24 protein-coding genes and 2 pseudogenes are annotated in these 25,204 nt (G+C 75.0%); 15 read left to right on the top strand and 11 right to left on the bottom strand.

Annotated features, from left to right (window positions below):
- Positions 1-34: 34 nt before the first annotated feature.
- The 4 genes from NX801_RS14500 to NX801_RS14485 all read right to left on the bottom strand — a co-directional run bounded on the left by NX801_RS14500 (position 35) and on the right by NX801_RS14485 (position 3,116).
- Positions 35-775, bottom strand: coding sequence for an amino acid ABC transporter ATP-binding protein (locus NX801_RS14500; RefSeq protein WP_258788111.1), 741 nt, complete (start codon positions 773-775; stop codon positions 35-37).
- A gap of 97 nt (positions 776-872) precedes the next feature.
- The gene (locus tag NX801_RS14495; protein ID WP_428986146.1) at positions 873-1,703 is read right to left on the bottom strand and encodes an amino acid ABC transporter permease; all 831 of its coding nucleotides are present in this window, start codon (positions 1,701-1,703) and stop codon (positions 873-875) included.
- Positions 1,670-2,491 (bottom strand): ABC transporter substrate-binding protein, encoded by an 822-nt coding sequence (locus NX801_RS14490; protein ID WP_258788092.1) that lies wholly within the window; start codon positions 2,489-2,491, stop codon positions 1,670-1,672. The genes NX801_RS14495 and NX801_RS14490 overlap by 34 nt, the downstream gene beginning before the upstream one ends.
- A gap of 121 nt (positions 2,492-2,612) precedes the next feature.
- Positions 2,613-3,116 (bottom strand): GNAT family N-acetyltransferase, encoded by a 504-nt coding sequence (locus NX801_RS14485; protein WP_258788091.1) that lies wholly within the window; start codon positions 3,114-3,116, stop codon positions 2,613-2,615.
- A 315-nt stretch (positions 3,117-3,431) separates the two neighbouring features.
- On the opposite strand from NX801_RS14485, the gene NX801_RS14480 reads away from it, so the two are divergent.
- From NX801_RS14480 to NX801_RS14470, 3 genes are all read left to right on the top strand, one after another.
- Positions 3,432-4,382 carry an NAD(P)-dependent oxidoreductase gene (locus NX801_RS14480; protein ID WP_309505835.1) on the top strand — a complete coding sequence of 317 codons (951 nt, stop codon included), beginning with the start codon at positions 3,432-3,434 and terminating at the stop codon, positions 4,380-4,382.
- Between the two features lie 67 nt (positions 4,383-4,449).
- Positions 4,450-4,968 (top strand): cold shock domain-containing protein, encoded by a 519-nt coding sequence (locus NX801_RS14475; protein ID WP_258788090.1) that lies wholly within the window; start codon positions 4,450-4,452, stop codon positions 4,966-4,968.
- A gap of 148 nt (positions 4,969-5,116) precedes the next feature.
- Entirely contained in the window at positions 5,117-5,515 is a 399-nt protein-coding gene (locus NX801_RS14470) for a DUF3662 domain-containing protein (RefSeq protein ID WP_258788089.1), read from the top strand.
- Between the two features lie 144 nt (positions 5,516-5,659).
- Here the strand turns inward: NX801_RS14470 and NX801_RS14465 are convergent, their stop codons facing one another.
- The 3 genes from NX801_RS14465 to NX801_RS14455 all read right to left on the bottom strand — a co-directional run bounded on the left by NX801_RS14465 (position 5,660) and on the right by NX801_RS14455 (position 6,738).
- Complete coding sequence (locus NX801_RS14465; RefSeq protein WP_258788088.1) at positions 5,660-5,809, bottom strand: hypothetical protein; 150 nt, start codon at positions 5,807-5,809, stop codon at positions 5,660-5,662.
- A 139-nt stretch (positions 5,810-5,948) separates the two neighbouring features.
- The gene (locus tag NX801_RS14460; RefSeq protein WP_258788087.1) at positions 5,949-6,194 is read right to left on the bottom strand and encodes a hypothetical protein; all 246 of its coding nucleotides are present in this window, start codon (positions 6,192-6,194) and stop codon (positions 5,949-5,951) included.
- Between the two features lie 64 nt (positions 6,195-6,258).
- Positions 6,259-6,738 (bottom strand): NUDIX hydrolase, encoded by a 480-nt coding sequence (locus NX801_RS14455; RefSeq protein WP_258788086.1) that lies wholly within the window; start codon positions 6,736-6,738, stop codon positions 6,259-6,261.
- A 176-nt stretch (positions 6,739-6,914) separates the two neighbouring features.
- On the opposite strand from NX801_RS14455, the gene NX801_RS14450 reads away from it, so the two are divergent.
- The gene (locus NX801_RS14450; RefSeq protein ID WP_258788085.1) at positions 6,915-7,673 is read left to right on the top strand and encodes a uracil-DNA glycosylase; all 759 of its coding nucleotides are present in this window, start codon (positions 6,915-6,917) and stop codon (positions 7,671-7,673) included.
- 111 nt (positions 7,674-7,784) lie between these two features.
- Here NX801_RS14450 and NX801_RS14445 read toward each other — a convergent pair whose 3' ends face one another.
- From NX801_RS14445 to NX801_RS14435, 3 genes are read right to left on the bottom strand one after another with little or no spacing between them, the layout of a single operon-like run.
- Positions 7,785-9,005 carry an NAD(P)/FAD-dependent oxidoreductase gene (locus NX801_RS14445; RefSeq protein WP_258788109.1) on the bottom strand — a complete coding sequence of 407 codons (1,221 nt, stop codon included), beginning with the start codon at positions 9,003-9,005 and terminating at the stop codon, positions 7,785-7,787.
- Positions 9,006-9,037: 32 nt separating this feature from the next.
- The gene (locus NX801_RS14440) at positions 9,038-10,603 is read right to left on the bottom strand and encodes an FAD-dependent oxidoreductase (RefSeq protein WP_258788084.1); all 1,566 of its coding nucleotides are present in this window, start codon (positions 10,601-10,603) and stop codon (positions 9,038-9,040) included.
- Entirely contained in the window at positions 10,600-12,048 is a 1,449-nt protein-coding gene (locus NX801_RS14435; RefSeq protein WP_258788083.1) for an FGGY family carbohydrate kinase, read from the bottom strand. Before NX801_RS14435 ends, NX801_RS14440 begins: the two co-directional genes overlap by 4 nt.
- A 597-nt stretch (positions 12,049-12,645) precedes the next feature.
- Between NX801_RS14435 and NX801_RS14430 the strand changes: the two genes are divergently transcribed.
- Complete coding sequence (locus tag NX801_RS14430) at positions 12,646-13,647, top strand: hypothetical protein (protein ID WP_258788108.1); 1,002 nt, start codon at positions 12,646-12,648, stop codon at positions 13,645-13,647.
- A gap of 319 nt (positions 13,648-13,966) precedes the next feature.
- Positions 13,967-15,505 carry an amino acid permease gene (locus NX801_RS14425; RefSeq protein WP_258788082.1) on the top strand — a complete coding sequence of 513 codons (1,539 nt, stop codon included), beginning with the start codon at positions 13,967-13,969 and terminating at the stop codon, positions 15,503-15,505.
- A gap of 150 nt (positions 15,506-15,655) precedes the next feature.
- On the opposite strand, the gene NX801_RS14420 is transcribed toward NX801_RS14425, so the two are convergent.
- Entirely contained in the window at positions 15,656-16,414 is a 759-nt protein-coding gene (locus tag NX801_RS14420; RefSeq protein WP_258788081.1) for a GntR family transcriptional regulator, read from the bottom strand.
- Positions 16,415-16,601: 187 nt separating this feature from the next.
- On the opposite strand from NX801_RS14420, the gene NX801_RS14415 reads away from it, so the two are divergent.
- The 9 genes and pseudogenes from NX801_RS14415 to NX801_RS14375 all read left to right on the top strand — a co-directional run bounded on the left by NX801_RS14415 (position 16,602) and on the right by NX801_RS14375 (position 25,000).
- Positions 16,602-17,792: a zinc-dependent alcohol dehydrogenase gene (locus NX801_RS14415; protein ID WP_258788080.1), complete on the top strand. Its 1,191-nt coding sequence runs from the start codon at positions 16,602-16,604 to the stop codon at positions 17,790-17,792.
- Positions 17,793-18,401: 609 nt separating this feature from the next.
- Positions 18,402-19,592 (top strand): epoxide hydrolase family protein, encoded by a 1,191-nt coding sequence (locus NX801_RS14410; RefSeq protein WP_428986145.1) that lies wholly within the window; start codon positions 18,402-18,404, stop codon positions 19,590-19,592.
- A gap of 173 nt (positions 19,593-19,765) precedes the next feature.
- Complete coding sequence (locus NX801_RS14405) at positions 19,766-20,665, top strand: LysR substrate-binding domain-containing protein (protein ID WP_258788079.1); 900 nt, start codon at positions 19,766-19,768, stop codon at positions 20,663-20,665.
- Complete coding sequence (locus NX801_RS14400) at positions 20,662-21,765, top strand: mandelate racemase/muconate lactonizing enzyme family protein (RefSeq protein WP_258788078.1); 1,104 nt, start codon at positions 20,662-20,664, stop codon at positions 21,763-21,765. Before NX801_RS14405 ends, NX801_RS14400 begins: the two co-directional genes overlap by 4 nt.
- A gap of 143 nt (positions 21,766-21,908) precedes the next feature.
- Positions 21,909-22,202, top strand: coding sequence for a muconolactone Delta-isomerase (gene catC / locus NX801_RS14395; protein ID WP_258788106.1), 294 nt, complete (start codon positions 21,909-21,911; stop codon positions 22,200-22,202).
- Positions 22,202-22,437, top strand: a pseudogene (locus NX801_RS14390) (CoA-transferase); the annotation flags it as partial. The gene catC and the pseudogene NX801_RS14390, both read left to right, overlap by 1 nt.
- A 1-nt stretch (position 22,438) precedes the next feature.
- Positions 22,439-22,671: pseudogene (locus NX801_RS14385) on the top strand (3-oxoadipyl-CoA thiolase); the annotation flags it as partial.
- Positions 22,672-22,706: 35 nt separating this feature from the next.
- The gene (locus NX801_RS14380; protein WP_258788077.1) at positions 22,707-23,537 is read left to right on the top strand and encodes an alpha/beta fold hydrolase; all 831 of its coding nucleotides are present in this window, start codon (positions 22,707-22,709) and stop codon (positions 23,535-23,537) included.
- A gap of 809 nt (positions 23,538-24,346) precedes the next feature.
- Positions 24,347-25,000, top strand: coding sequence for a dihydrofolate reductase family protein (locus NX801_RS14375; protein ID WP_258788076.1), 654 nt, complete (start codon positions 24,347-24,349; stop codon positions 24,998-25,000).
- The last annotated feature ends 204 nt before the right edge of the window (positions 25,001-25,204 follow it).

The raw sequence follows: 25,204 nt of genomic DNA, 5'->3' as shown, positions 1-25,204 counted from the left end.
AGGCGGCGGTAGGAGGACGGCGACGACGGCCCCGCTACAGGTCGGCCGCCGCCGGGTCCAGGATCCGGTTGAGGAAGTTCCGGGTGCGCTCGTGGCGCGGGTCCCCGACCACCTGGGCGGCCGGACCCTCCTCGACCACCCGGCCGCCGTCCATGAAGACGACCCGGTCCGCCACCTCCCGGGCGAAGCTCATCTCATGGGTGACGACCATCATCGTCATCCCCTCGGCCGCCAGCATCCGCATCACGGCCAGCACATCGCCCACCAGCTCCGGGTCGAGCGCGGAGGTCGGCTCGTCGAAGAGCATCACCTGCGGGTCCATGGCCAGCGCCCGGGCGATCGCCACCCGCTGCTGCTGCCCGCCGGAGAGCTGGGCCGGGTACGCGCCGGCCTTGTCGGCGAGACCGACCCGCTCCAGGTTCTCCCGGGCGACCCGGGCCGCCTCCTCCTTGCCGCGCCCGAGCACCCGGCGCTGCGGCAGGGTGAGGTTCTCGGTGACGGTCACATGCGGGAAGAGGTTGAACTGCTGGAAGACCATGCCGATCCGGCGGCGTGCCGCGTCGATGTCCACATCCGGGTCGGTCAGCTCCGTGCCGCCCACCAGGACCCGGCCCGAGGTGGGTACCTCCAGCAGATTGACGCAGCGCAGCAGCGTCGACTTGCCGGAGCCGGACGGGCCGATGACACACACCACCTCGCCGCGCGCCACCTCCAGGTCGATGCCGCGCAGCACCTGGTTGTCGCCGAAGGACTTGTGCAGCTCCCGGATCTCGATCTCCGGTCCGCCGGCCGCTCCCGGCGCGGCGGGCGAGGCCGGCGGACCGGCCCCGGGAGTCTTCGGAGCGGGGGGAGTCGGGGGTGTCACTCGTGCCTCACCTGGCCCGGTCGGCGCGGGCTTCGAGGCGGCGCACCACGAAGCTCAGCGGAATGGTCACCAGCAGATAGCAGAGGCCGGCGACGAGAATCGGTGTGGAGTTGGCGGTCTGGCTGGCCAGGTCGCGGCCGAACTTGGTCAGCTCCCGCTCCTCCAGGGTGACCCCCAGGAAGAGCACCAGCGAGGAGTCCTTGAAGAGCAGGACCAGCTCATTGGTGAGCGGCGGGATGACGATCCGGAACGCCTGCGGGATGATCACCGACACCATCGCCCGGGCGTGCGAGAAGCCCAGCGAGCGCGCCGCCTCCATCTGGCCCCTGGGCACCGCCTGGATGCCCGCGCGGATCGTCTCGGCCATGTACGCGGCGGCGACCAGACCGAGGCCCAGCGCCACCTTCCCGTACGTACCGCCGGGGATCTCCGTGCCCGGGAAGGCCAGCGGCACCGCCACACCCACGAAGATGAAGATCAGCAGGGCCGGCAGGCCCCGGAAGATCTCGATGTAGACGCTCGCCGCCCACCGGTAGGGCGCCACCGACGACAGCCGCATCAGCGCGACGACCAGCCCCAGTACCAGTCCGAAGACGAAGCCGGAGACGGTGTACACCACCGTGTTGCGCAGCGCGACCGTGATGATGTCCGGGAACAGCTGCCCGGCCAGGTCCTTCTGGGCGAACTGGGTGCGCAGCCGGTCCCAGTCGGCGAGCACCGCGACCAGCACGATCACGCCGGCGAAGACCGCGTACTGGACGCCCTGCGACACCCGGCGCCACTGGCGCCTGGACAGCCGAGAGGTCACGACTGTCCCTTGGGCAGCGGGCCGATCCACTGCCGGTAGAGCTTGTCGTAGGTGCCGTCGGCGCGGGCGTCGGTGATCGCCTTGTCGATGGCCGCCTTCAGCTTGGTGTTGCCCTTCTTCACCGAGAACCCGTACTGCTCACCGGTCTCGATGCTCTGGCCGAGGGCGAACGCGTCCGCGTTGGCCTTGTCCTTGAGCCAGCCCTGCACCACCGGGTAGTCGATCACCACCGCGTCGACCTGACCGGTGCGCAGCCCGTTGAGCACCGCGTCGGAACTCTCGAACGCCACCGGGTCGAACCCCTGGCCCTTGGCGTAGCTCTCGCCGGTGGTCTCCGCCTGGGCGCCGAGCTTCAGCTTCTTCGCCTTCACGTCGGCCAGGCTCGTGGCACCGCTCTCCTTGGTGGCCAGCAGCGCCTGGGTGGCGTCGAAGTACGGCACCGAGAAGTCGACGTTCTTCTTGCGCTCGTCGGTGATGGTCATACCGGCGGCGGCGAGATCGCACTGGCCCGAGTTGAGGAAGGCACCGGTCTTGAAGTTCTCGAACGGGGTGTCCAGGATCTTCTGCTCGACGCCCAGGTTCTTGGCCACCAGATCGACCACCGCCACGTCGAAGCCGACGACCTTGCCCTTCTGCTCGAACTGGAACGGCGGATAGGGCAGATGGGTGCAGGTGGTCAGTTTGCCCTTCTCGACCACCGGCACCCCGCCCTTCGCCTCGCCGGCGTTCTTGCCGGACGACGAGCAGGCGGTGACGAGCACCAGCCCGGACACCGTGGCGCAGGCGGTGAGGACGGTACGGGAGCGGACGCTCGGCACGGTTGACCTCCTGATATGTGGGGCGGCGGGAACAGGTGAGCCGCCCGAACGGGATCGTAGGCCACGGAACGGGCGCCGTCCCCCGGACGGACCAGCCACCGCCGTCCCGCCGCCGGCCATTTCACCCAGCCGTCATACGCCGGAAACAAACCCGGTGGTGACCGGGGCCGTCGTAGTCGCTGTGCACCGGCAGGCCGTCCACCTCCTGGTCCCCGGCCTCGGGCGTGAACCCCAGCGCCCGGTGGAACGCCACCGACGGCCCGTTGCGCGGCGAGGTCACCGCCCGCACCTGCTCCCGCCCCGCCTCGGCGGCCCGTTTGAAGAACGCCGAGTAGAGTCCCCGCGCCAGCCCCCGGCCGCGCAGCACCGGATCGACGCCCACATAGTGGATGTAGGCGTCGTCGTCGTTGTCGCCCGAGTGGAAGCCCACCAGGAACGCCTTGATCCCGGTGTTGTCCTCCGCCACCAGGCTGGTGCTGCCGAAGTTCTGGAGGAACAGCCTCGGCAGCTGACGGGACGGGTCTCCCTCGGCGGGCGTCCGGGGGTCCTCCCACCACCAGCGCTGGGCGGACTCCACGAGCGCGCGGTGGTCGGACAGGCGCGCCCGGCGCAGCATCATCGGCATGGTCGATCCCCTTGCACCTCGGTACCTCCTGAACCTCCTCACGCCACCATGCCGCGCCCCGCGCCACCCGGCCCGTCGAGCCCCGGTGTGTCGTGGCGTGCGGATGAGCCCGTGCGGATGACCGCCGGACGGGACGGTGACGCTCCGGTACGCGGCCGGGCCCGGCGCCGCCGCCACCCGGTCCGGTCGGGGGCCCGGCGGTGGTGCCGCCCGCCCGGCCGGGGGCTCGGTGACGGTGCCGCACGCCCCGGGACGCTGCGGGCGACCGGGCCGCGCTCCCGGGAGGTCCGTACGGCACGGCCTAGGCTGCCCGCTGTGACTGGATCAACGACTGAGACGGGGCCGGCGACCGCCCCCACCGTGGCCGTACTCGGCGCCGGGATCATGGGCGCCGCCATGGCCCGCTCGATGCTCCGCTCCGGACTGGACGTCCGGGTCTGGAACCGCACCCGGGAGAAGGCCGACGCGCTGGTCGCGGACGGCGCCCGGAGCACCGCCTCGCCCGCCGAGGCCGTCTCCGGCGCCGGGGTGGTCCTCACCGCGCTCCGGGACGGCCCGACCGTCCTCGACGCCCTGCGCGAGGCGGCCCCCGGACTGGCGCCCGGCGCCGTCCTGGCGCAGACGGCGACCGTCGGCGCCACCGCCACCGCCGAACTGGCCGGCTGGGCGCGGGACCACGAACTGGTCTTCGTGGACGCGCCGGTGGTCGGCACCCGGCAGCCCGCCGAGACCGGGGAACTCCTGATCCTCGCCGCCGGACCGGAGAGCGCCCGGGACCGGCTCGCCCCGGTCTTCGACGCCATCGGCCGGGCGACCACCTGGGTCTCCGACGACGGGGCCGGTGCCGCCGCCAGCCGGCTCAAACTGGTGGTCAACAGCTGGATCGCGGCGCTCACCCACGCCACCGGCGAGACGCTGGCGCTGGCCCGGGGGCTCGGTGTCGACCCGGCGGTCTTCCTGGACAGCGTCGCCGGCGGGCCGCTGGACAACGGCTATCTGCGGGCCAAGGCCGCCGCCGTCCTGGCGGGCGACTACCGGCCGAACTTCTCGGTGAGCAACGCCCTCAAGGACGCCCGGCTCATCGGTGAGGCCGCCGAGGGCGCCGGCCTCCGCCTCGATCTGGCCGCCGCCGGGGCCGCCCGGTTCGAACGCCTCGACCGGCACGGCCGGGGCGAGGACGACATGGCCGCCTCGTACCTCGCCTCCTTCGACCCGCCCGGCCGGGACCCGTTCGAACACCCTGCCCCGGACGGCGGACAGCGGTAGATTCGCTGCCGGGCGGCGCAGGGGTGCCGCCCGGCACGGAGTGGTGCGGGGTGCGGGAGGTACGGCTGTGCTGACGGTGGGCAGGATCCTGCGATTCGACGAGGTGCGGGGCTACGGCTTCATCGTCCCCCGGGAAGGGGGCGAGGACGTCTTCATGCACGCCAATGACCTGCTCGACGAGAAGTATCTCTATCAGGCGGGCCGGGAGGTGGAGTTCCTCCTGGAGATGGGGGACAAGGGACCCAAGGCGTCCGGGATCAGGCTGCTGCACCGCGCCGCCCCGGGGACGCTGCCCGCGCAGCCGCCCCGCCCGGCGCGGACCGCCTCCACCGGTGGCGCCGCCGGTACCGGCGAGGCCGACGGCCCCGGTGACTTCTACGACCCCGGGAACGCCAGAAATGCCGAAGATCCCGAGAGCCCCGATGACGCCGACGACATCGTGGACGTACTGACCGACGCCGAGTTCCGGGGCGAGCTCACCGAGGCGCTGCTGGACGCCGACGCCACCCTCACCGCCGGCCAGCTGAAGCGCGTGCGGAGCCGGGTCGCGGAACTGGCCCGGGCGCACGGCTGGGTGGAGGGCTGACCCCGGCCCGGGAGGGGCCGGCCCCGGCCCGGACCGGCTCGGCCGGGCCTCCGCCGGAGGGCGGCCCGGCCGGACCGGAAACCGGCGGGTGAGGCGCGGAAACCGACGGGGAGGCGTGTTCGGCCGCGTTCGGGCAACCCGCTCTGTCATGGGAACGCTGAGTCGGTGGGAAGAAGCCCTGGAGCGCTGGCAGGAGGCCCTTCTCGCGAAGGTCTTCCACACGGAGCCGGTCGAACTGCTCGAAGCCCTGCGCCACGAGTGCGACGACCACGCCGTGGTGTGCAGCCAGGAACGGGTGGTGGTGCCCAACGCGTACGAGATCCAGCTCGACCGGACGGTCCACCAGGAGCTGGTCCGCCGGGGCGGCCGGGTCGGCCAGGCGCTCACGGACGCCCTGGCGCGCCACGGCGAGCGGCAGGGCTATGAGTGGGCCGGGCCGCTCACGGTGCGGGTGACCACCTCCGCCGGGCTGCCGAACGGCCGTTACCGGATCATCAGTACGGCCATGCCGCACGTCCGCGCGGCGGCCTTCCCGCGCGCGGCCTGAGCGGCATCCCCCTGCGGCCGGGCGGCGTCACGGCCGGCCCGGTGGGGGGACGGACCGCCGCCGCCCACCGGGCGGACCCGGGGGACGGCGGCGGACGGCCGTACCTGTCGTGAAGCTTCTTGTGCCGTGGTGGTGCGGTGGCGCTCAGCGGCGGGTGCCGCGCAGCCGGGTGACCAGGCGCTGGGCCTGGGCGCGGCGGCGCGGGTCGGACGCCGCGCGGCGGGCCGACGCGATGGTGCGCCGGCCCTGCGGGCTGCGGGCGAACTGCTTGATCCTGTTGATGATGCCGGCCATGGGCCTCTCCTTCGGAGTGTTCCGGGGCGGTGTGGCTTGACCCCCCGTTTACCCGGTCCGGCGGGCCCGATGCCCGTCGGCGGCGCGGTGCGGGACAGCGGCCCGGCGGGAGGCACCGCACAGCAGGCCCGACGGGGCGTCAGCCGGGGTGGCCGGGGCCCGTGGTGGTGCCGCGCAGCGCCGTGACACAGCGGAGCAGCCGCTCCTCGTTGCCCGCCAGGCCGGCCGTGCGCAGCGCCTCGTCCGCCTCCGCCATGGAGGAGGAGAGATACATCCCGGCCAGGGGGGCGAGCTCCGGATCGCCGAGCACCGCCTGAGCGGTCTCGACCAGCCGGACGTACGCCTGGGCGGCGGCGCGCTCGTCCGTGCTGAGGGTGGTCGTCATCTCTCACTCCCTGTCAGGCGTCGACTGGTCCCGAACCCCCCACTCTGGCGCACGCCACTGACAATCAGCCCTCGTCCCGGCCGCCGACATGCGCCATCAGCCGGTCCAGCAGCTCCTGCTGACCCTTCACCAGCAGCGGCGCCGCCTCCCCGGGCGGCAGCCAGGCGACCCGGTCGATCTCCGGGAACTCCCGCAGCGTGCCCGAACCGCGTGGCCACTCCATGGTGAAGGTGCCCGGCACCACCAGCTCCGGATCGAGGTCCGCCTCCAGCGCCCAGGCCGTCACCAGCTTGCCGTTGGCCTGCCGTACCTCGCCCAGCGGCACCAGCTCCCCGTCCGGCACCGGCAGCCCCAGCTCCTCGGTGAACTCCCGGCGCGCCGCCGCCTCCGGGGCCTCGTCCGGTTCGTACTCGCCCTTGGGCACCGACCAGGCCCCCGCGTCCCTGGCCGCCCAGTAGGGGCCGCCCATATGGGCGATCAGCACCTCCAGGCCCGTGTCGGGGGTGCGGAACAGCAGCAGTCCTGCGCTTCGTTTGACCGTCATGCCCGGAAGTCTGCCCGGACGGGCGGGGCGACGAGCGGAACGGCGAGCGGGGCGATGAGCGGTCGTGAGCGGAACGGCGAGAGGGACGGGCGGAATGCCGACGCCGAGGCGGGCAAGGATCAGCCGGGGAGACGCCCCGACCGTGCCGCCGGAAGAACCGAGGAGAGACCGCCGCGATGGACGAGACCGAGCACCCCGGCTTCCCGGTACGGGAGGCGGCCGGGGCCGGATCGGTGCCGGTGCTGGACGAGCGGGTGACGCACTGCCGGGCCTGCCCCCGGCTGGTCGAGTGGCGGGAGCGGGTGGGCCGGGAGGGCCGGCGGGCGTACGCGGGCTGGGAGTACTGGGCCAGGCCGGTGCCCGGCTTCGGACCGCCGGACGCCGCCCTGCTCCTGGTCGGGCTCGCCCCGGCGGCGCACGGCGGCAACCGGACCGGCCGGATGTTCACCGGCGACCGCTCCGGCGATGTGCTCTTCGCCGCCCTGCACACCCTGGGCCTGGCCAACCGGGCGGAGGCGGTGCGCGCCGGTGACGGGCTGCGGCTGCGCGGCGTCCGGGTGACCTCGCCGGTGCACTGCGCCCCGCCGGAGAACAAGCCGACCCCCGGCGAGCGGGACACCTGCCGTCCCTGGCTCGCCGGGGAACTGCGGCTGCTGCGGCCGACCGTACGGGCGGTGGTCGTGCTGGGCGCCTTCGGCTGGCAGGCCACCCTGCCCGCGCTGGCCGCCGGCGGCTGGGCCGTGCCCCGGCCGCGCCCCGCCTTCGGCCACGGCGCCCGGGTGCGGCTGCCCGCCACCGACGGCGGCCCGGGACTCGATGTCTTCGGCTGCTACCACGTCAGCCAGCGGAACACCTTCACCGGCCGGCTGACCCCCGAGATGCTCACCGACGTCCTGGGCGAGGCCGCCAGGACCGCCGGTCTCGACCCCCGCTGACCCGCCTCCCGGTACGCCCGCGGTACGAGCCCTGGCCCGCCCCCCCCGGTACGCGCCCGGGCCCGGCCCGCACCGAGCCGTCTCGGGTACGCATCCGGTACGCCCCCGGGCTCAGTCGGCGGCGAGCAGGACCGGCCCGCCGGCCGGGTCGGCCGCATCCGCCCAGCCGCCGGGAAGCGCCAGCGACCGGTGCGGGCCGAAGGTGCCGCGCGGGGACCACCGGGCCAGCGTCCGGCCGTCCTGACGGGCCACCACCACCGGGTCGGTGAGCGGCCGGTCCGGGCGGAGCAGAAAGCGGCCCGGCGTCCCGCCCAGCCGGTTCGGCACCACCCAGCGGAACGGCGCGGCGACCCGGACCGGGGGAGTGCCACCGGCCGGCCAGGGCGGCGCGGCACCGGCGAGCCGGGCCAGCACCGCTCCGGCGACCGCCCGGCCCTCGGCGGCGGCCACGGCGGCCCGCTCGATCCCGCGCAGCGCGTTGCCGGCCGCGAACACGCCCGGCAGCGAGGTGCGGAAGGAGCCGTCGACGGCGGGCCCCCGGGTGGCCGGGTCCAGTGCGGCCCCGGCCGTCCGGGCCAGCTCGTGGTCCGGGATCCAGTCGCCGGTGAAGACCACGGTGTCGCAGCGCACCAGGGTCTCCCGGCCGTCCGGGTGACGCAGCCGGACCCCGGAGAGCCGCCCCCGGCCGAGCAGTTCGGTGACGACCGCCCCGGCGAGCACCGGCGCCCCCGCCCCGGCGGTACGCGGCCCCGGTCCTGGTTCCCCGGTGGCCAGCGCGGCCACCACCGCCCCGGCCCGGCGCAGCGCCGCCACCGCGTGCGCGGCCACCGGACCACCGCCGGCCACCACCGCCCGGCGGCCCACCTGCCGGCCGTACCCGTACACGGCACGCTGGAGCTCACCCGCCGTCAGCACCCCGGCCGGTCGGGTGCCGGGCACCAACCGGGCGGCGCGCGGACGGTCCCGGGCGCCGGTCGCCAGCACCACCGCCCGGGCCGTGATCCGCTCCAGCCCGCCCGGACCCGTGGTGTCCAGGACGCGGGGCCCGGCCCAGCCGGTGGCGGTCACCCCGGTACGCAGCGAGGCACCCGCCCGTACCGCGGCCCCGGCCAGCCGGCGGGCGTACTCCGGACCGGTGACCGGCCGGAGCCCCCGGGCGCGCAGCCCGAAGCCCGGGTGGTCGCAGTGGACCGGGACGCCACCCGCCACCGGCTCCCGCTCCAGCACCTCCACCCGGACCGCCCCGGCGGCGGCCAGCCGGGCGGCGGCGGAGAGCCCGGCGGGCCCGGCGCCCACCACCAGCACGTCCACCACGCGCTCCCGGCGGCCCACCGGCGTACCCCACGTGGCGTCCGCGTACCGGCTCACCGGCGTACCCCCGTGTACCGCTCGAACAGCTCCTGGACGGCGGGTCCGCAGGCGAACCCCTGGCAGCGCCCGTTCCGCGCCCGGGTCCGCCGGCGCAGCCCGTCCGGGGTCGCGGGCGGCACGGTGGCGGCGCAGGCGTCCCGGACCTCGCCCCGGGTCACCCGCTCGCAGTGGCAGACGATCGTCCCGTACGCCGGGTCGGCCGCGATCAGTCCCGCGTTCCGGTACGGGCGCTCGGACGCCTCTCCCAGCGCGGGCATCCGCACCTCCGGCAGCTCCCGGGGCGTCCCGGTGGCGAGCCCGGTCCCGGCCAGCAGCTCCACCACATGGGCGGCGATCGCCATCGAGGCGGTCAGTCCGGTCGACCGGATGCCGCCCGCGGTGACGTACCGCAGGTCCGGGCGGGCGGTGATCCGGTAGTCGTCCCGCTCGGTGGCGGCGCGCAGCCCCGCGTAGACGGCGGTGACCTCCTCGTCCATCAGCTCCGGCAGGATCCGGGCGCCCTGTTCGCGCAGCCGGGCCAGCCCCTCGGCGGTGGAGCCGGTCGCCGTCCGGTCGGTGAGGTCCTCGGCGGTCGGACCGAGCAGCACATTGCCGAACACCGTGGGGGCGACCAGCACCCCCTTGCCCAGCGCGGTGGGCACCGGCAGCAGGATGTGCCGCACCAGCCCCCGGGCGAGCCTGTCGTAGACGACGAGCTGTCCGCGCCGGGGCGTCACCGTGAAGTCCTCGATCCCGAGCAGCCGGTCGAGCTCGTCGGCGCCCAGACCCGCCGCGTTCACCAGATGGCGCGCGGTCAGTACGCCCCGGCAGGTGGCCAGCCGGTGGCCGTCCGGGGTGGCCCGGACCGCGCGGACGGCGCAGTTCAGATGCAGATCGGTACCGGCCCGTACCGCCTGGGTGGCGTAGGCGAGCGGGGTGGTCCACGGACAGATGACGCTCTCGCCCGGCACATGCAGCGCGCCCAGCGCCCCCGGACCGAGGTGCGGCTCCCGCGCGTAGAGCTCGGCGGCGGTGAGCGGGCGGGCGGCGTGGTACTCGTTGGCGACCGCCTTGGCGGCGAGCCGGGGGAGCGCGGCGAGCTGCTCCTCGTCCCAGGCGATCAGCAGCGCGCCGACCGGCTCCACCGGGATGCCGGCCTCGGCGGCGTACCCGGCGAGCCGCCGGGCGCCGTCCCGGACCAGCCGGGCCTCCAGGGAGCCGGGCACGGCGTCGAAACCGGTGTGCAGAATCGCGGTGTTGGCCTTGGACGTGCCCTCCCCGACGTCCGGTGCCGCGTCCACCAGCGCGGCGCGCGGGGAGTACCGGGCCAGCTCCCGGGCGATCGCCGTGCCGACCACCCCGGCCCCGACCACCACCACGTCGTACGGCTCCGCCGGCAGCGCCCCGGCCCGGGTGACCCGCCCGCCGGCCGCTCCGGCCGGGGCGTCCCGGTCCGGCCCCCTGCCGCCGTACACGCCCGCCGGGGCGCCCGCGCCCGCCGCCGTACCGTCCGTGCCGCCGTACGCGCCCGTTGGGGCGCCCGAGCCGCCGTACGCGCCCGCCGCCGTACCGCCCGTCATGGCGCCGGGTCCGGGAGCGCCGCCACCGCCGCGCGGAAGGCGCCCATCCGCTCGGCCGCCTCGGCCGCCGTGATCCGGGGCTCGTAGACCGCCGAGGGCCGCCACTCCGGCAGCAGGCCCGGCAGTGCCTCCGCCGCCCCGGCCGCCGGGTCGAGTCCCAGCCGGGCGAGCGCCGCCACACCCAGGGCCGTGACATCGGGCAGCGCCGAGACCTCGACCGGCCGCTGGAGCAGATCGGCCTGGGTCTGCATCAGCAGCGCCGAACGGGTCAGTCCACCGTCCACCCGGAGCGGACCGAGCGGCGTGCCCAGTTCGGCGCCGGCCGCCCGGGCCACCTCCACCAGCTGCGCCGCGATCCCCTCGCAGAGCGCTCGCACCAGGTGCCCGGCGGTGGTGCCGAGCCCCAGCCCGGTGAGCGCGCCCCGGGCCTCGCTCCGCCACCAGGGCGCGGCCAGCCCGGCCAGCGCGGGGACGAAGGTGACACCCCCGGAGTCCGGCACCGTCCCGCCCGTCCGGTCCAGGTCGTCCGCGCCGGAGATCACCCCCAGATCGGCCAGCCAGCGCACCGCCGACGCGGCCGTGTACACCTGGCCGTCCAGGCAGTAGCTGGTCCGCCCGGCCAGTCGCCAGGCCACACAGCCGACCAGCCCGGAGTCCCCGCGCACCGGCCGGTCACCGGTCTGGGCGAGCAGGAACGCCCCGGTGCCGTAGGTGCACTTGGCGGCGCCCGGCGCGATCGCCCCCTGGGCCAGCAGCGCGGCCTGCTGGTCCACCAGCAGCCCGGTCAGCGGCACTTCGGGACCGAAGGCGGTGGTGATGCCGACCGGTCCGGCCGCGTCCACCACCTCCGGCAGCCGCTCCCCGGCCAGGCCGTAGAGCTCCAGCGCCTCGGCCGACCAGGCGGTCCGCTCCAGGTCCAGCAGCTGGGTGCGCCCGGCGGTGGCCGCGTCGGTGACGAAGGCGCCGGTCAGCCGGTGGACGAGCCAGGCGTCGCTGGTGGTGACCACGCCCTCCCGGGTCAGCTCCCGGCGGATCCAGGCCATCTTGGGCGCGGCGAAGTAGGGGTCGAGCGGCAGTCCGGTGAGCCGGGCCAGCCGTCCGGCGTGCGGGGCGAGCCGGTCGCACACGTCCTGGGCCCGCCTGTCCTGCCAGACGAGCGCCTCGGTCAGCGGGGCGCCGGTGGCAGGGTCCCAGGCGAGCACGGTCTCGCCCTGGTTGGCGAGGCCGACCGCGACCACCGGCTCCCCGGCGGCGGCGAGGGCCCGGCGGCCGGCCGTCAGCACCGAGTCCAGCAGCTCCGCCGGAGCCACCTCCACCCGGCCGCCCGGCAGATGACGGGGGCGCACCGGGGCCGTACCGGAGCCGATGACGCCCCGCTCCGGGCAGACCACCAGCGCCTTCGTTCCCGAGGTGCCCTGGTCGACGGCGAGCACCGGGCCTGTCATCGCGCGCTCCGTCCGTCGTTCTCGTCTGCGGTCTGCGGTCTGCGGTCTGCGGTCTGCGGTCTGCGGTGGCGGATCTCTGTCCGCGATCCCCGTCCGTGGTTCCCGTCCGCGGCTGACGTCTCCGGCGGGGCGGACCCGGGACGGTGCTCCGGACGTCCCCGGACCGCCCGGGCCGGCCGCCTCGTGCGGTCACGGTCACGGTCACCGGAACGAAGAGTGGTCCAGTCCAGTGCCCGCAGTCAAGATCCCTCCGTGAGGGGGCGGACACGGAACGGACATGATGCCCCGTCAAATGACGTCAATGTTGAAAACCCGCGCGGAACACAGCATTTATCGCACCGAGGTGATCCACGATCGTTCAACGAGCCCTATAGTGAGCGCCGATCAACGGCTGAGGCACGGCCGGAAGTGAGCACCGGTCGTGCGCGGCAGCGGTACGACGGCTGCCGGGCGCCCCGGCCGTGGCCGCGCCACCGCGGCCGATCGCCGCCCCTCCTTCCCGCCAGAGGAACCCATGCCGACGACACCGCCAACGCCCTGGTCACCGGCCGTACCGCCGGCATCCGCACCGGCCCGCCGGCCGGCCGGGGCGGGGTGATGGCGGGCCCGGACTTCCGGCCGGTGTACCACCCGGCGGGCCATGACAGCGCGCTGCGCGGGGTGCTCCAGGACCTGCGCGCCGGGCGCTGGGTGTCGATGGCCCAGCTGCTGGCGGACACCGCCGACTGGGCGGCCTGGACCCGGCGCACCCAGGTGCTGGCCGCTGTCGCCGCCGGTTCCGACGTGGTACGGGCCTGGCGCGCCGAGCAGCCGGAGAGCGCCGCCGCCGCGGTGATGCACGCCCGGGTCGCCGTGGAGCGTGCCGTACGCGCCCACCGGGAGGGACACCGCCGCACCCGGGAGCTCTGGCAGCGGGCCCTGGAGGAGTGCGGGCTGGTGAGCAGGGCGGCACCCGCCGACCCGGTCCCCTGGGTGTGCCTGCTCGCCCTCGCCCCGCTCGACGAGGGGCAGCGGATGGCGGAGCACCGGGTACGCCCGCCGGGGCCGATGCTGCCGCCCGGGCCGTGGGGGCTGCTGGCCGAGGCGGGGAAGCGGGACCCGCACAACCGGGAGGCGTACCACCGGATGCTCCAGTTCCTGTACACCCGGCGGTCCGGCGGGCGGCCCGACGGGCGCGGCTCGGTCTCCGAGGCGGCCAACTTCGTCCAGTGGGCGGTGGCGTCGGCGCCCCCGGGCTCACCGCTGCACGCCCTCCCGCTCTACGTCCGGGTGGAGCGCTACCGCCGGGAGCACGGCCAGGAACGCGCCCTCGACCTCCACTGGGTGGCCGAGGACGCGACCCGGGAGGCCCAGCGGGCGCTGATCGGCTGGTTCGACCGCGCGGACCCGGCCGAGGCGTCGCTGCCCGACCTCAATCACCTGGCGCACGCGCTCTGGGGCGCCCTCAAGTTCGAGGCGGCGGCGCCGGTCTTCCGGGCGCTCGGCCCCTACTACACCCCGCAGCCCTGGTCGTACCGCACCCGTGACCCCGGCGATCCGGCGGCGGCCGAGGAGGTGTTCGTCCGCGCCCGCGCCCGCTGCCTGGCGGCGGCCGACTGACGGGCCGCGGGCCCCGCCCCCCGGTCGCCGGCCGGGGCGTGGGCCGGTGAGGCGGAGCCGCCCGGAGCCGGCCGGGTCCCGGTCCGGTCCCGGTCCCGGCCGCCTCCCGGCTGCTCCCTCCCCCCCCGAACGCCGGCCGGTCCTCCCCGCACCGGGCCCGCCCCGTCGACCCGGTTGACCCGGTTGACCCGGTTCACGCGCCCACCCGGCCCGCCCGGTTCACCGGGTGCGCCCCCTCCCGCCCATCCCGGACGGCCCCCACCGTCCGGTGCGCACCACCCCGAGCCCGTTCCCCCGTTCATCCCTCGGAGGTCATGCCATGTCCCGTACGCTCTGGGCCCGTCCGGAGCCGGACGAACCCGCCGCCCCCACCGCGCTGGACGAGGAGGAACGGCTGCGCGAGCTCGGCTATCAGCCGGTGCTGGCCCGCCGGATGGGCGGGTTCGGCAACTTCGCCATCAGCTTCTCCGTCATATCCGTCCTCTCCGGCTGCATGACCCTGTACGGCTTCGGGCTCGGCACCGGTGGCCCGGCGGTCATGATGTGGGGCTGGGCGGGGGTCGGGCTCTTCGTGCTCTGCGTCGGCCTGGCGCTCGCCGAGGTGACCAGCGCCTATCCCACCTCGGGTGCGCTCTACTACATGGCCGACCGGCTCGGCGGGCGCCGCTGGGGCTGGTACACCGGCTGGCTCAACCTGCTCGGACTGCTCGGGGCGATCGCCGGCATCGACTACGGGGCCGCGCTCTTCACCGGCGCCTTCCTCAATCTGCGGTTCGGCTTCGAACCCACCGCCGGATCCACCTTCCTGATCTTCCTCGCCATCCTGCTGCTGCACGCCGTGCTCAACCTCTTCGGCGTCCGGCTGGTCAGCCTGCTCAACTCCGTCAGCGTGTGGTGGCACCTGGCCGGGGTCGCCGTCATCGTGGGCGCGCTGGCGCTCGTCCCCGACCACCACCAGTCGCCCGGCTTCGTCTTCACCGAGTTCGTCAACGACACCGGCTGGACCAACCCTTTCTACGTCGCCGCCGTCGGCCTGCTGCTGGCCCAGTACACCTTCTCCGGGTACGACGCCTCCGCCCATCTCTCCGAGGAGACCTCCAACGCCTCGGTCTCCGCGGCCAAGGGCATCGTCCGGGCGATCTGGGCCTCCTGGCTCGCCGGGTTCGCGCTGCTCGCCGGGCTCACCTTCGCCATCCAGGACTACGCGGGCACCCAGAACAGCGCCACCGGGGTGCCGCCCGCCCAGATCCTGATCGACGCCCTCGGCTCCACCGCCGCCTCGGTGCTGCTCCTGGTGGTGATCGTGGCCCAGCTCTTCTGCGGCAACGCCGAGGTGGCCGCCGCCAGCCGGATGGTCTTCGCCTTCAGCCGGGACAACGCGCTGCCCGGGTCCGCCCTCTGGCGCCGGGTCAGCAGCCGCACCCAGACCCCGGCCAACGCCGTCTGGCTGTCGGTGGCCGTCGCCGGGCTGCTCGCCGTGCCCTCGCTCTACTCGGCCACCGCCTACGGCGCGGTCACCGCGATCAATGTCATCGGCATCACCCCCGCCTACGCCATCCCCGTCTTCCTGCGGCTGCGGGCCGGCGACCGGTTCCGGCCCGGCCCCTGGAGCCTGGGGCGGTGGAGCCGGCCGGTCGGCTGGACCGCGGTGGTGTGGGTGGCGCTGGTGACGGTGCTGTTCTGTCTGCCGCAGAAGTCCCCGGTCACCCTCGACACCATGAACTACGCGGTGATCGCGCTGGCGGTGGTGCTGGTGCTGGCCAGCGTCTGGTGGTACGTCGCCCGCCGCTCGTACGGCACTCCGCAGGCGTACGGCTCCGCCCGTGAGCAGGCGGAGCTGTCCGAGGGCATCGTCTGACCGGCCGCCCGGTGCTCCGGCGACTCGGGGCCGGGGCCCGCACGGGTCCGGGGCGCGACCAGCCCGTTCGGTCCGCCCGGCCCGCGCGGCGGCGGCCCGGGGGTCCGGCGCCGGACCCCGCCCCGGGGCGCGTACGGCGGCGGCCCGGGGTCAGCCGCTGAACTCGTAGGTCCAGCGTGCCTGTCCGGGGGCGAACCGGAGGTCGGTGAGCTCCAGTACGTGCCCGTGCTGGTCGGTGACCTCCCGGTGGACGGTGAGGCAGGCGGCGGTGGCGGGCCCCGGGGTGACCGTGATCGACTCCCGCCGGGTCAGCCGCAGCCCGGCCCGGTGCATCCAGTGGTAGAGCGGCCCCAGGTCGGGCCGGGCCGGCCAGAGCTCCCGGCGCCGGTACCGGGCGAGTTCGGCGACCTCGGTGAGGGCGTGCCGGGAGAAGCGGGTGGCCGCCCGCTGCACCGGGGCCCCGTCCCCGTCCAGCACCCGGTGGCCGTGGGTCAGCGTCGGCTCGCCGGCCGGCACCCCGAGCCGGTCGGCCAGCTCCGCCGGGGCCGGCTCCCAGGCGAGCAGCGTCTCGCCGGTCGCGCCGGGTGCGGTGCCGGGCCCGTACGGGAAGCGCAGCAGATCCCCGGCGAGCGCCGGTCCGCCCGGCCGGGGGCCCGCCGCCCCGGCCGCGAAGGTGCCCCGGCGCTCGGTGACGACCAGGCCCTCGTCGCGGAGCAGCCGCAGCGCGTTGCGGACCGTCTGGCGGTTGACCTGGAAGCGGTGGACGAGCGTTCGCTCCGCCGGGAGCCGGGCACCGGGCGGGATGCGCCGCTGGGCGAGGTCGTCGCGCAGCGCGGCGGCGACCCGGAGGTAGAGCGGGAGTACCGGGGAGATCTGTGGCTCAGCCGCGTGCGACTCTGCCATGTTCATTCTCGCAATCCTTCGCTCAGGGTAGTCGGTCGCGCCCGGGGGGTGACCCATTGCTATCACTGGTCTATACCTCTGAGGAAGGGTGGACCGGACTTCCCGGCGCACTCTGGCCGAAACGGGTTCACGTTCCGGTGGCCCCGGGTACCCGTCGCGGGCCCCCGACAGAGCCGGTGAAGGGATCGACACGATGAGGGCAGTGACCTGGCAGGGAAAGCGCGACGTCCGGGTGGAGACGGTGCCGGACCCGAGGATCGAACAGCCGACGGACGCGGTGATCAGGGTGACCTCGACCGGGCTCTGCGGCTCGGACCTGCATCTGTACGAGGTGCTCACCCCGTTCATGAACCCCGGCGACATCCTGGGGCACGAGCCGATGGGCATCGTGGAGGAGGTCGGCTCCGAGGTGACCGGGCTCAAGCCGGGCGACCGGGTGGTGGTGCCGTTCCAGATCGCCTGCGGCCACTGCTACATGTGCGGCCAGGGGCTGCCGACCCAGTGCGAGACCACCCAGGTCAAGAACGAGGGGATGGGCGCCGCCCTCTTCGGCTACTCCCGGCTGTACGGCTCCGTGCCCGGCGGCCAGGCCGAGTATCTGCGCGTTCCGCAGGCCCAGTTCGGCCCCATCAAGGTGCCCGAGGGGCCGGCCGACGACCGCTACCTCTTCCTCTCCGACGTGCTGCCGACCGCCTGGCAGGCCGTACGGTACGCCGCCGTCCCGCCGGGCGGCTCGGTGGCGGTGCTCGGCCTCGGCCCGATCGGCGACATGTCCTGCCGGATCGCCCTCCACCAGGGCGCCTCCCAGGTGATCGGCGTGGACCTGGTGCCCGAACGGCTGCGCCGGGCCCGGGAGCGCGGGGTCGAGACCTTCGACCTCAACTCCTTCGACAAGCCGGACGAACTGGTCGAGGCGATCAAGGACCGCACCGGCGGCCGGGGCCCCGACGCGGTGATCGACGCGGTCGGCACCGAGGCGCACGGCAGCCGGGTGGCCCGCGCCCAGCAGCAGGCCGCCGGCCTGCTGCCCAAGGCGTGGGCGGCGAAGATCCACCAGAAGGCCGGCGCCGACCGGCTGGCCGCGCTGCTGCTCGCCATCGACCTGGTCCGGCGCGGCGGCACCATCTCGCTCAGCGGCGTCTACGGCGGCGCCGCCGATCCGCTGCCGATGCTGACCCTCTTCGACAAGCAGATCCAGCTCCGGATGGGCCAGGCCAACGTCCGCCGCTGGAGCGACGAGATCCTCCCGCTCCTGGGCGACGAGGACCCGCTCGGCGTGGACGGCTTCGCCACCCACCATGTGCCGCTGACGGAGGCCCCGGAGGCGTACAAGATGTTCCAGGAGAAGGCGGACGGCGCCGTCAAGGTGGTCATGCGCCCCTGACGCCCGGAGTCGCCCCGGTGGTTCCGGCGCGCTCGGGGGGCACGGGCCGACCGGGTGACCGGAGCGGCCCCCGTGACGGCCCGTACGACGACGGCCCCGTGCCGGCGACGGCCCGTACGGCGACGGCCCGTGCCGGTGCGGCCGTGCCCGGGGCGGTTTGCGTGGCGGCCGCCCCGGGCCGGGCCGCCACCCCGGACGCCGCTTCGCGGACGGTGCCGGCCGCGCGGCCGCCGGGGTCGCCGTGGCCGCCGAACAGCGGGGGCGCGGCCGGCCGTCGGATCACCGGCTGCGCCCCGACGCGGCCCGGTCGGCCCGTACGGCGACGGGCCCCAGGCGTGGCCCCGGCGCGGTCTGCGTGGCGGTCACCGAGCGACGCCCCGCCCCGGTGCGGCCCCCCGGTCGCCTCCTGCGGTGACGTCCGTCCCAACGCGGCCCGTACGGCGACGGCCCGTGCCCGGGGCGGCCTGCGTGGCAGCCGCCCCGGGCCGGGCCGCCGCCTCTGGCGCGCCTTCGCCGCCGGCGGCGTCGCTCCGCCGGTCTCCCGCGAGGCGCCGGCGGAACGGGGCCGCCGGGAGAAGCCGGGAGAAGGAGGCCCCCTAGGCTCCCCGCATGACCGACATGTCCGCGCACCCGCTGCCCACGGAACCCGTTCCCTTCGCCCCGCGTGCCGATCCCGCCGCGCTCGCGGATCTGCGGGCCCGGTTGCGGGCCACCCGCTGGCCGGACGCGCCCGAGGAGGCGGGCTGGTCGCTCGGGACCGACCTCGACCACCTCCGTGAACTGGTCGCCTACTGGGCGGACGGTTTCGACTGGCGGGCGCGGGAGGCCGAGCTGGCCCGGCTTCCCAGGTTCCGGGTGGGCGCCGGCGGGCTCGGCATCCACTTCGTCCACGCCCGCGCGGTCGCGCCGCGGGGGCCGGTGCTGCCGCTGGTGCTCACCCACGGATGGCCCGACGCCTTCTGGCGGTACGTCAAGGTGATTCCGCTCCTCACCGACCCCGGGGCGCACGGCGCCGACCCGGCGGACGCCTTCGACGTCGTCGTTCCCGACCTGCCCGGCTTCGGCTACTCCGACCGCCCGGCCGGAGCGCCGCTGAACTCCCGGCAGGTCGCCGCGGTGTGGGCCGAGCTGATGGAGCGGCTCGGCTACGGGCGGTTCGGCGCGGCGGGCGGGGACCTCGGCAGCCATGTGAGCCGGTATCTCGCCCTGGACCACCCGGAGCGGGTCGCGGCCGTGCACCGCACCGACGCCGGCCTGCCGGTCTTCGACGGGGACCCCGCGCGGCTGACCGCCGGGGAACGCGCCTGGTTCGAGGAGGTCCGGGAGTGGGCCGCGACCGAGGGCGCCTACGCGGCCGTGCACCGCACCAAGCCGCAGACGCTCGCCTTCGGCCTCACCGACTCCCCGGCGGGACTGGCCGCCTGGCTGGTGGAGAAACTGCGGGCCTGGAGCGACTGCGGCGGTGACGTGGAGCGCAGCTTCACCCGGGACGAGATCCTCACCCTGGTCACCCTGTACTGGCTGACCGGCACCATCGGCTCCTCGATGCGCATGTACCGGGCGAACGCGGCCCTGCCGGCCGCCCAGCTGGCCCGGCGGGTGGAAGTGCCCTCCGGGTTCTCCCTCTTCGCCGGCGACGTCCTCCGTCCACCGCGCGCCTGGCTGGAGCGCACCGCGCACACCGTCCGGGTCACCGAGCCGCCACGCGGCGGCCACTTCGCGCCCTTCGAGGAGCCGGAGACGTACGCGGAGGAGTTGCGGGCCTTCTTCCGCCCGTACCGCCGTACCACTGACCGGTAGACCGCGGACCGGGGGCACCCCCGGGCCGGCTCCGGACACGCCCCCGGGCCCGCGCCGGGCATTGATATCGGCGGCGTCTTGATACCGCCACTCTGGATATTTGTGGACCACGGGGCGGGCTCTCTACGCTGAAGCGCATTCGAGGGCCCCGGAAAAGGAAATGGTGCGGCCCGATGGAACTGCGACACCTCAGGTATTTCATGGCCGTGGCCGAGGCGCGGCATTTCGGAAAGGCCGCACACGTCCTGCACATGGCTCAGCCCCCGCTTTCCCAGGCGATCCGCCGGCTGGAGACGGAACTGGGGGTGGAGCTGTTCCACCGCACCACCCGGCAGGTCTCCCTGACCGGTGCCGGAGAGGTGTTCCGCACCGATGTGGAGCACATCCTCCGGGCCGTCGACGAGGCGGTGGCCCGGGTCGGACGCTTCACGGCGGGGGTGGAGGGGGTGCTGCGGGTCGGCCTGACGGGGTCGGCCTCCTACCGGCAGCTGCCGGCCCTCGCCCGACTGCTGAAGCGCGAAATGCCGTACGTACTGCTGGAGGTGCACACCGAGATGCTCACGCCCGCCCAGGAACAGGGGCTGGTCGAGCGGCGCCTGGACATCGGCGTGCTCAGGCCGCCGGTCCGCCAGGAGGGCATCGCCCAGCGTCCGCTCGCCGACGAACCACTGGTCGTCGCCGTGCCCGAGGCGCACCGGCTCGCCGGCACGGACGCCGTACATGTCGAACAGCTGCGGCACGAGGACTTCATCATGTACGGCGCCACACTCGGTTCCGTCGTGAACGACGCCGTCGTCCGCTCCTGTCTGGCCGCCGGCTTCTATCCGCGGCGCAGCTACGAGGTCACCGAGACCTCCGCCGCCCTGGCCCTGGTCGCCGCCGGGCTCGGCATCGCCGTGCTGCCCGACTCGATCCGCTCCGCGCCCCGCGAGGGAGTGGTCTGCAAGGACATCGAGGACGCGCTGTCCGTCCCGCTGGCGCTGGCCTGGCGCGCGGACGACGCCTCGCCCCTGGTGCACCACCTGCTGACGGTGCTGGAGCGCCATGACATATTCCCCGAAGGAGTGGCATGAAGATCGTGCACGTGGAGGCGATTCCCTTCGCCATTCCTTATGCGAAGCCGCTGAGATTCGCGAGCGGCGAAGTGCACACCGCCGACCACGTCCTCGTACGGGTCCACACCGACGAGGGTCTCGTCGGCACCGCGGAGGCGCCCCCGCGGCCGTACACCTACGGAGAGACCCAGGCATCGATCGTCGCGGTGATCGACACGCTGTTCGCGCCCCGACTGCTGGGCCTGTCCGCGCTGGAGCGGGAGGTGGCGCACGAGCGACTCGACCGCACCGTGGGCAACCCGACCGCCAAGGCCGCCGTCGACATGGCCCTGTGGGACATCCTCGGCCAGGCCGCGGGCATGCCGGTCTCCGGCCTGCTCGGCGGCTACACCGACCGGATGCGTGTCAGCCACATGGTCGGTTTCGCGCCCGCCGGACAGATGGTGGCGGAAGCGGAACGCGTCAGGGACACCTACGGCGTCACCACCTTCAAGGTGAAGGTCGGCCGTCGCCCTTACACCGACGACGTCGACGCCTGCCGGGCGCTGCGCGAAGCCCTCGGCCCCGGTGCCGAGCTGTACATCGACGGCAACCGCGGCTGGACGGCCGCCGAGTCCGCGCGCGCCCTGCGGGAGATGACCGACCTGGGACTGCTCTTCGCCGAGGAACTGTGCCCCGCCGACGACGTCCTCGGCCGGCGCTGGCTGGTCGAGCGCTGTCCGGTGCCGTTCATCGCCGACGAGAGCGCGACCAGCGCCGCCGAGGTGACCCGCGAGATCCTCGGCGGCTCCGCGAACGCCGTCAGCGTCAAGACCGCCCGCACCGGCTTCACCGCCTCCCAGCGTGTGCTGCACCACTGCGAGGGCTTGGGCGTGCCGGTGGTGATGGGCAACCAGATCGACGGCCAGATCGGGACGGTGTGCTCGGTCGCCTTCGGGGCCGCCCACCGGTCCTCGGCACGGTACGCCGGCGAACTGTCCAACTTCCTGGGCATGTCCGACGACCTGCTCACCGAGCCACTGACCATTGAGGACGGCACCCTGCGCGTCCGCACGGGCGCCGGACTCGGCATCGGCATCGACCCCGACAAGCTGGCGCGCTACCGCCAGGACCGGTGAATCCCTCCCATCCCCCGATCCCCTCCGAAGGAGAGCGACACGATCATGAGCGACACCACAGGCACCACCGGCACCCCTGCCCGGCGCACCACCGCCGGCGACGAGGGCACCGGTGACTCCGTCCCCGGCGAGGCGTGACCGCCATGCTCTTCGCCGTACGCATGGGAGTCGACCTGCCGCGTGATCTCGACCCCGGGGTCCGCGAGGACCTGGTGGCCCGCGAGAAGGCGTACTGCCAGGAACTGCAGAAGTCGGGCCGGTGGCCGCACATCTGGCGGTGCGCGGGGCAGTACGCCAACCTCAGTGTCTTCGACGTCGAGGACAACGAGGCACTGCACCGCGTCCTGTGGAACCTGCCCCTGTTCCCGTATCTGACCATCGAGATCACCCCGCTCGTCCAGCACCCGTCCGATCTCGCCGCCGGCGGGGCGGTCTGATGGGCGAGGCGGCCGCCCCGGCCGCCCGGGCGACGGCCGGCATACCGGACGGGGCGTCGCCGGCGGTGGGTGGCTTCGGGCTCAGCGGCGCACCCGACGCGCTGAGCCAGGCGCTGTACGAGCGGGGCCCGGTGGGCTGCCGGTGGTCTCGGACAACGGCGGTGCGCTGGACTCCGGCCTGGCGGCGCTGCCGGCCGCCGGCCGTGTCGCCCGGTTGACCGGCTCGTACATCGGGGGACGCGCCGGAGCTGAACGCGCCCTTCGCCGCCCAGGTTTTCGGCCGCGTCGCGGAGTGGCCCGAGTTCGACCCCGCGATCCGCGACCCGCAGCGCGGCGCCATCGCCCTCGGTCACCCCTGGGCGCCTCCGGAGCGCGCCTCGCCGGCACCGCCGCCCACCAGCTCGCCCGCCGGGGCTCCGGCACCGCCGTCGCCACCCTCTGTACCGGCGTGGGTCAGGGCTCGCCCTGATCCTCGAGTGCTGACCACCGTACGAAGGAGTCGCCGTGGCCCCCGGCCACCGAACACCGCACCACGACGTCACCGGCCGGCCGGACGCCCCGCTGCTGGTCCTCGGCCCCTCACTGGGCACCTCCGGAAGAATCTGGGACGCCCAGCTTCCCGCGCTCAGCGAGACCTTCCGGGTCCTGCGCTACGACCTCCCCGGACACGGCGGCTCACCGTCCCCGGCCCCGGCGGACGCCGCCCCCGGGGACACCACCGTGGACGATCTCGCCGACGCCGTTCTGGCCCTGGTCGACCAGGTCACGGGCACCGGCAGGGCCGACGGGGAGCAGCGGCCCGCCTTCCGCTACGCGGGCATCTCGCTGGGCGGCGCCGTGGGCACCCGGCTGGCCGCCCGCCACCCCGACCGGGTGGCGGCACTCGCCCTGGTCTGCACCTCCGCGCACTTCGGCGGCGCGGGCCCCTGGCGGGAGCGCGCCGCGCTGGTGCGCCGCGAGGGCACGGCACCGCTGCTGAAGACCAGCCCGGCACGCTGGTTCAGCGATCCGGAAACCGCGCGGACACCGCTCGGCCGGGCCCTGCTGGGCGACCTCGCGGCGGCCGACCCAGCCGGCTACGCCGCCTGCTGCGACGCCCTGGCCGCCTACGACACGCGCGCCGAACTCTCCGCCGTCCGCGCGCCCACCCTGGTCGTCGGCGGCACCCGTGACCGCGCCACCCCCCTCGAACACGCCCGGGAACTCACCGAACTGATCCCCCGGGCCGGCCTGAGGACGATCGAGTGCGGACACCTGGCGGTGGAGGAGCCACACACCCTGGAGCACACCCTCACCGCCTTTCTCACGCGGCCCGGACGGCGACTCCCAATCTGACGACGTCACGCGGGGCCCCGGCGCCCGGGCCGGCACGCCGACGACGGACGCGCCGGCGACCGACGTGCCGATGACAGACGTACCGACGACGGACGTGACGGCGGCGGGGCCCAGCGACTGGTCGTCGAGGACAGCGGGATCCGCCGGGTGACCTCGGGCCCATGGCGGGAGACGACGTCGTCGGCCGGGATCTGCCGCAGGTGCGCCAGGGTGCGATGGCGGGATGTGACAACGGCCCCGTAGACCTCGGAGCGGGAGAGGCTCTCCTCGACCGCGGGGGAGTCGAGCCAGGAGTGCGGGACGGCCGCGGGGTCCGGGCACTGGTCGGGTTCGTCGTCACTCAGTGGCCGCGGCACACCGTCGTCCTCCCTCTCGCGGCGCGGGGCTGCTGAGGGCCGCACGGGTCACGGCGGTGCCTCCGGCCGTGGTGTCCACGGCACGGGCGGCACGGGCGGGATTCCGGCGGGCCGCTCGCCGGCATGGAGCCGGAGGAGCAGAAGACGTCCCGCGGGCCCGGTCCGCCTCCGTCCGCGCGCGGAGCAGACGAGCTGGTGACCGGCGCCGGCGCCGGGTACCGCGCGGGATGTGCCGGGCCGGGCGGAACGCCCGCAGGTCCGGGGCGCCCACCGACTCCCGGGCGCCGTCGCCCCCCCACGACCCGACTGCGGAGCCGCTCGGCGGCGGGCCGTCCCCGGTCAGTGAGTGGCCGTACGGCGCGGGCGGACGATCGCGGGGCCGGCGCCGATGAGTCCGGCCAGGGCCGCCGGTCTACCCCCTGACAGGGAAAGCCACCACCACGGGAGTACGTCATGGGCCTCATCGACATCGAGATGTTCGCCACCCTCGACCTCGTCGGGCAGGCGCCCGGCGGTCCCGAGGAGGACCCGGAGGGGTTCCCGTTCGGCGGCTGGCAGGCGCCTCTGCTGAACGAGGTCACCGAGGCGCAGATCGCGGACGCGTACGAGGGCACGGACGCGCTGCTGCTCGGCCGCCGTACCTACGACATCTTCGCCGGCTACTGGCCGCACCAGGAGGACGGTGAGGACGGCGGCTTCGCCACACTCTTCAACAGCATCCCGAAGTACGTGGCCTCCCGGGGCACCCCCGACCTGTCCTGGGCCGGGTCCACCCGACTCGGCCCCGACCTGGCGGCGGCGGTCCGCGAGATCCGGGACCGGCACGAGCACACCAAGGTCGTCGGCAGTCTGGACCTGGTGCAGACCCTGCTGCGCGAGCGGCTCTTCGACCGGCTCCACCTCTGGGTGCACCCGATCGTGCTCGGCGTCGGCAAGAGGGTCTTCGCCGGAGGCACCGTTCCCTCCAACCTCACGCTCCTCGCACCGCCGGCCGCCAGCCCCCAGGGCACGGTGTTCCTGCAGTACGGGCTCACCGACGGCACACCCGTCACCGGGGACATGAGCGCGCCCGACCGCGGTCTGCCCCAGCGCGAGCAGCAGGGCTGACACCGGGCCCACCAGCGCGGACGGCGCCGCCGCCCACGCGCTCACCGCGCCCCGGGCCCGGGCGCCGGCCGCGCCCGGCGGGAGCCGTCCTCGCGCCGCGCCCCCCGTCGTCTGTCGTGCCGGTGGACGCTGAGCCGCGAAGGCGGCACGCCTCGGTACGGCCGGGAGCCGGCCTCCGGGGCCACATCGTTCGAGGCCCGGTCG

The sequence above is a fragment of the Streptomyces pyxinae genome (assembly GCF_024756275.1).
Lineage (GTDB): Bacteria > Actinomycetota > Actinomycetes > Streptomycetales > Streptomycetaceae > Streptomyces > Streptomyces pyxinae.
Note: the sequence above shows the minus strand (reverse complement) of the source record. Positions and strands in the feature narration are given on the sequence as shown.

What these genes read in the sequence shown, in the direction of transcription:
- NX801_RS14460 (WP_258788087.1), bottom strand. Translation starts at nt 6,194, where the DNA reads ATGACGACCACCCTCAGCACGGACGAGCGCGCCGCCGCCCAGGCGTAC.
- NX801_RS14440 (WP_258788084.1), bottom strand. Translation starts at nt 10,603, where the DNA reads ATGACGGGCGGTACGGCGGCGGGCGCGTACGGCGGCTCGGGCGCCCCA.
- NX801_RS14425 (WP_258788082.1), top strand. Translation starts at nt 13,967, where the DNA reads ATGTCCCGTACGCTCTGGGCCCGTCCGGAGCCGGACGAACCCGCCGCC.
- NX801_RS14420 (WP_258788081.1), bottom strand. Translation starts at nt 16,414, where the DNA reads ATGAACATGGCAGAGTCGCACGCGGCTGAGCCACAGATCTCCCCGGTA.
- NX801_RS14405 (WP_258788079.1), top strand. Translation starts at nt 19,766, where the DNA reads ATGGAACTGCGACACCTCAGGTATTTCATGGCCGTGGCCGAGGCGCGG.
- NX801_RS14430 (WP_258788108.1), top strand. Translation starts at nt 12,646, where the DNA reads ATGGCGGGCCCGGACTTCCGGCCGGTGTACCACCCGGCGGGCCATGAC.
- NX801_RS14415 (WP_258788080.1), top strand. Translation starts at nt 16,602, where the DNA reads ATGAGGGCAGTGACCTGGCAGGGAAAGCGCGACGTCCGGGTGGAGACG.
- NX801_RS14410 (WP_428986145.1), top strand. Translation starts at nt 18,402, where the DNA reads ATGACCGACATGTCCGCGCACCCGCTGCCCACGGAACCCGTTCCCTTC.
- NX801_RS14375 (WP_258788076.1), top strand. Translation starts at nt 24,347, where the DNA reads ATGGGCCTCATCGACATCGAGATGTTCGCCACCCTCGACCTCGTCGGG.
- NX801_RS14450 (WP_258788085.1), top strand. Translation starts at nt 6,915, where the DNA reads ATGGACGAGACCGAGCACCCCGGCTTCCCGGTACGGGAGGCGGCCGGG.
- NX801_RS14485 (WP_258788091.1), bottom strand. Translation starts at nt 3,116, where the DNA reads ATGCCGATGATGCTGCGCCGGGCGCGCCTGTCCGACCACCGCGCGCTC.
- NX801_RS14470 (WP_258788089.1), top strand. Translation starts at nt 5,117, where the DNA reads ATGGGAACGCTGAGTCGGTGGGAAGAAGCCCTGGAGCGCTGGCAGGAG.
- NX801_RS14465 (WP_258788088.1), bottom strand. Translation starts at nt 5,809, where the DNA reads ATGGCCGGCATCATCAACAGGATCAAGCAGTTCGCCCGCAGCCCGCAG.
- NX801_RS14455 (WP_258788086.1), bottom strand. Translation starts at nt 6,738, where the DNA reads ATGACGGTCAAACGAAGCGCAGGACTGCTGCTGTTCCGCACCCCCGAC.
- catC (WP_258788106.1), top strand. Translation starts at nt 21,909, where the DNA reads ATGCTCTTCGCCGTACGCATGGGAGTCGACCTGCCGCGTGATCTCGAC.
- NX801_RS14400 (WP_258788078.1), top strand. Translation starts at nt 20,662, where the DNA reads ATGAAGATCGTGCACGTGGAGGCGATTCCCTTCGCCATTCCTTATGCG.
- NX801_RS14435 (WP_258788083.1), bottom strand. Translation starts at nt 12,048, where the DNA reads ATGACAGGCCCGGTGCTCGCCGTCGACCAGGGCACCTCGGGAACGAAG.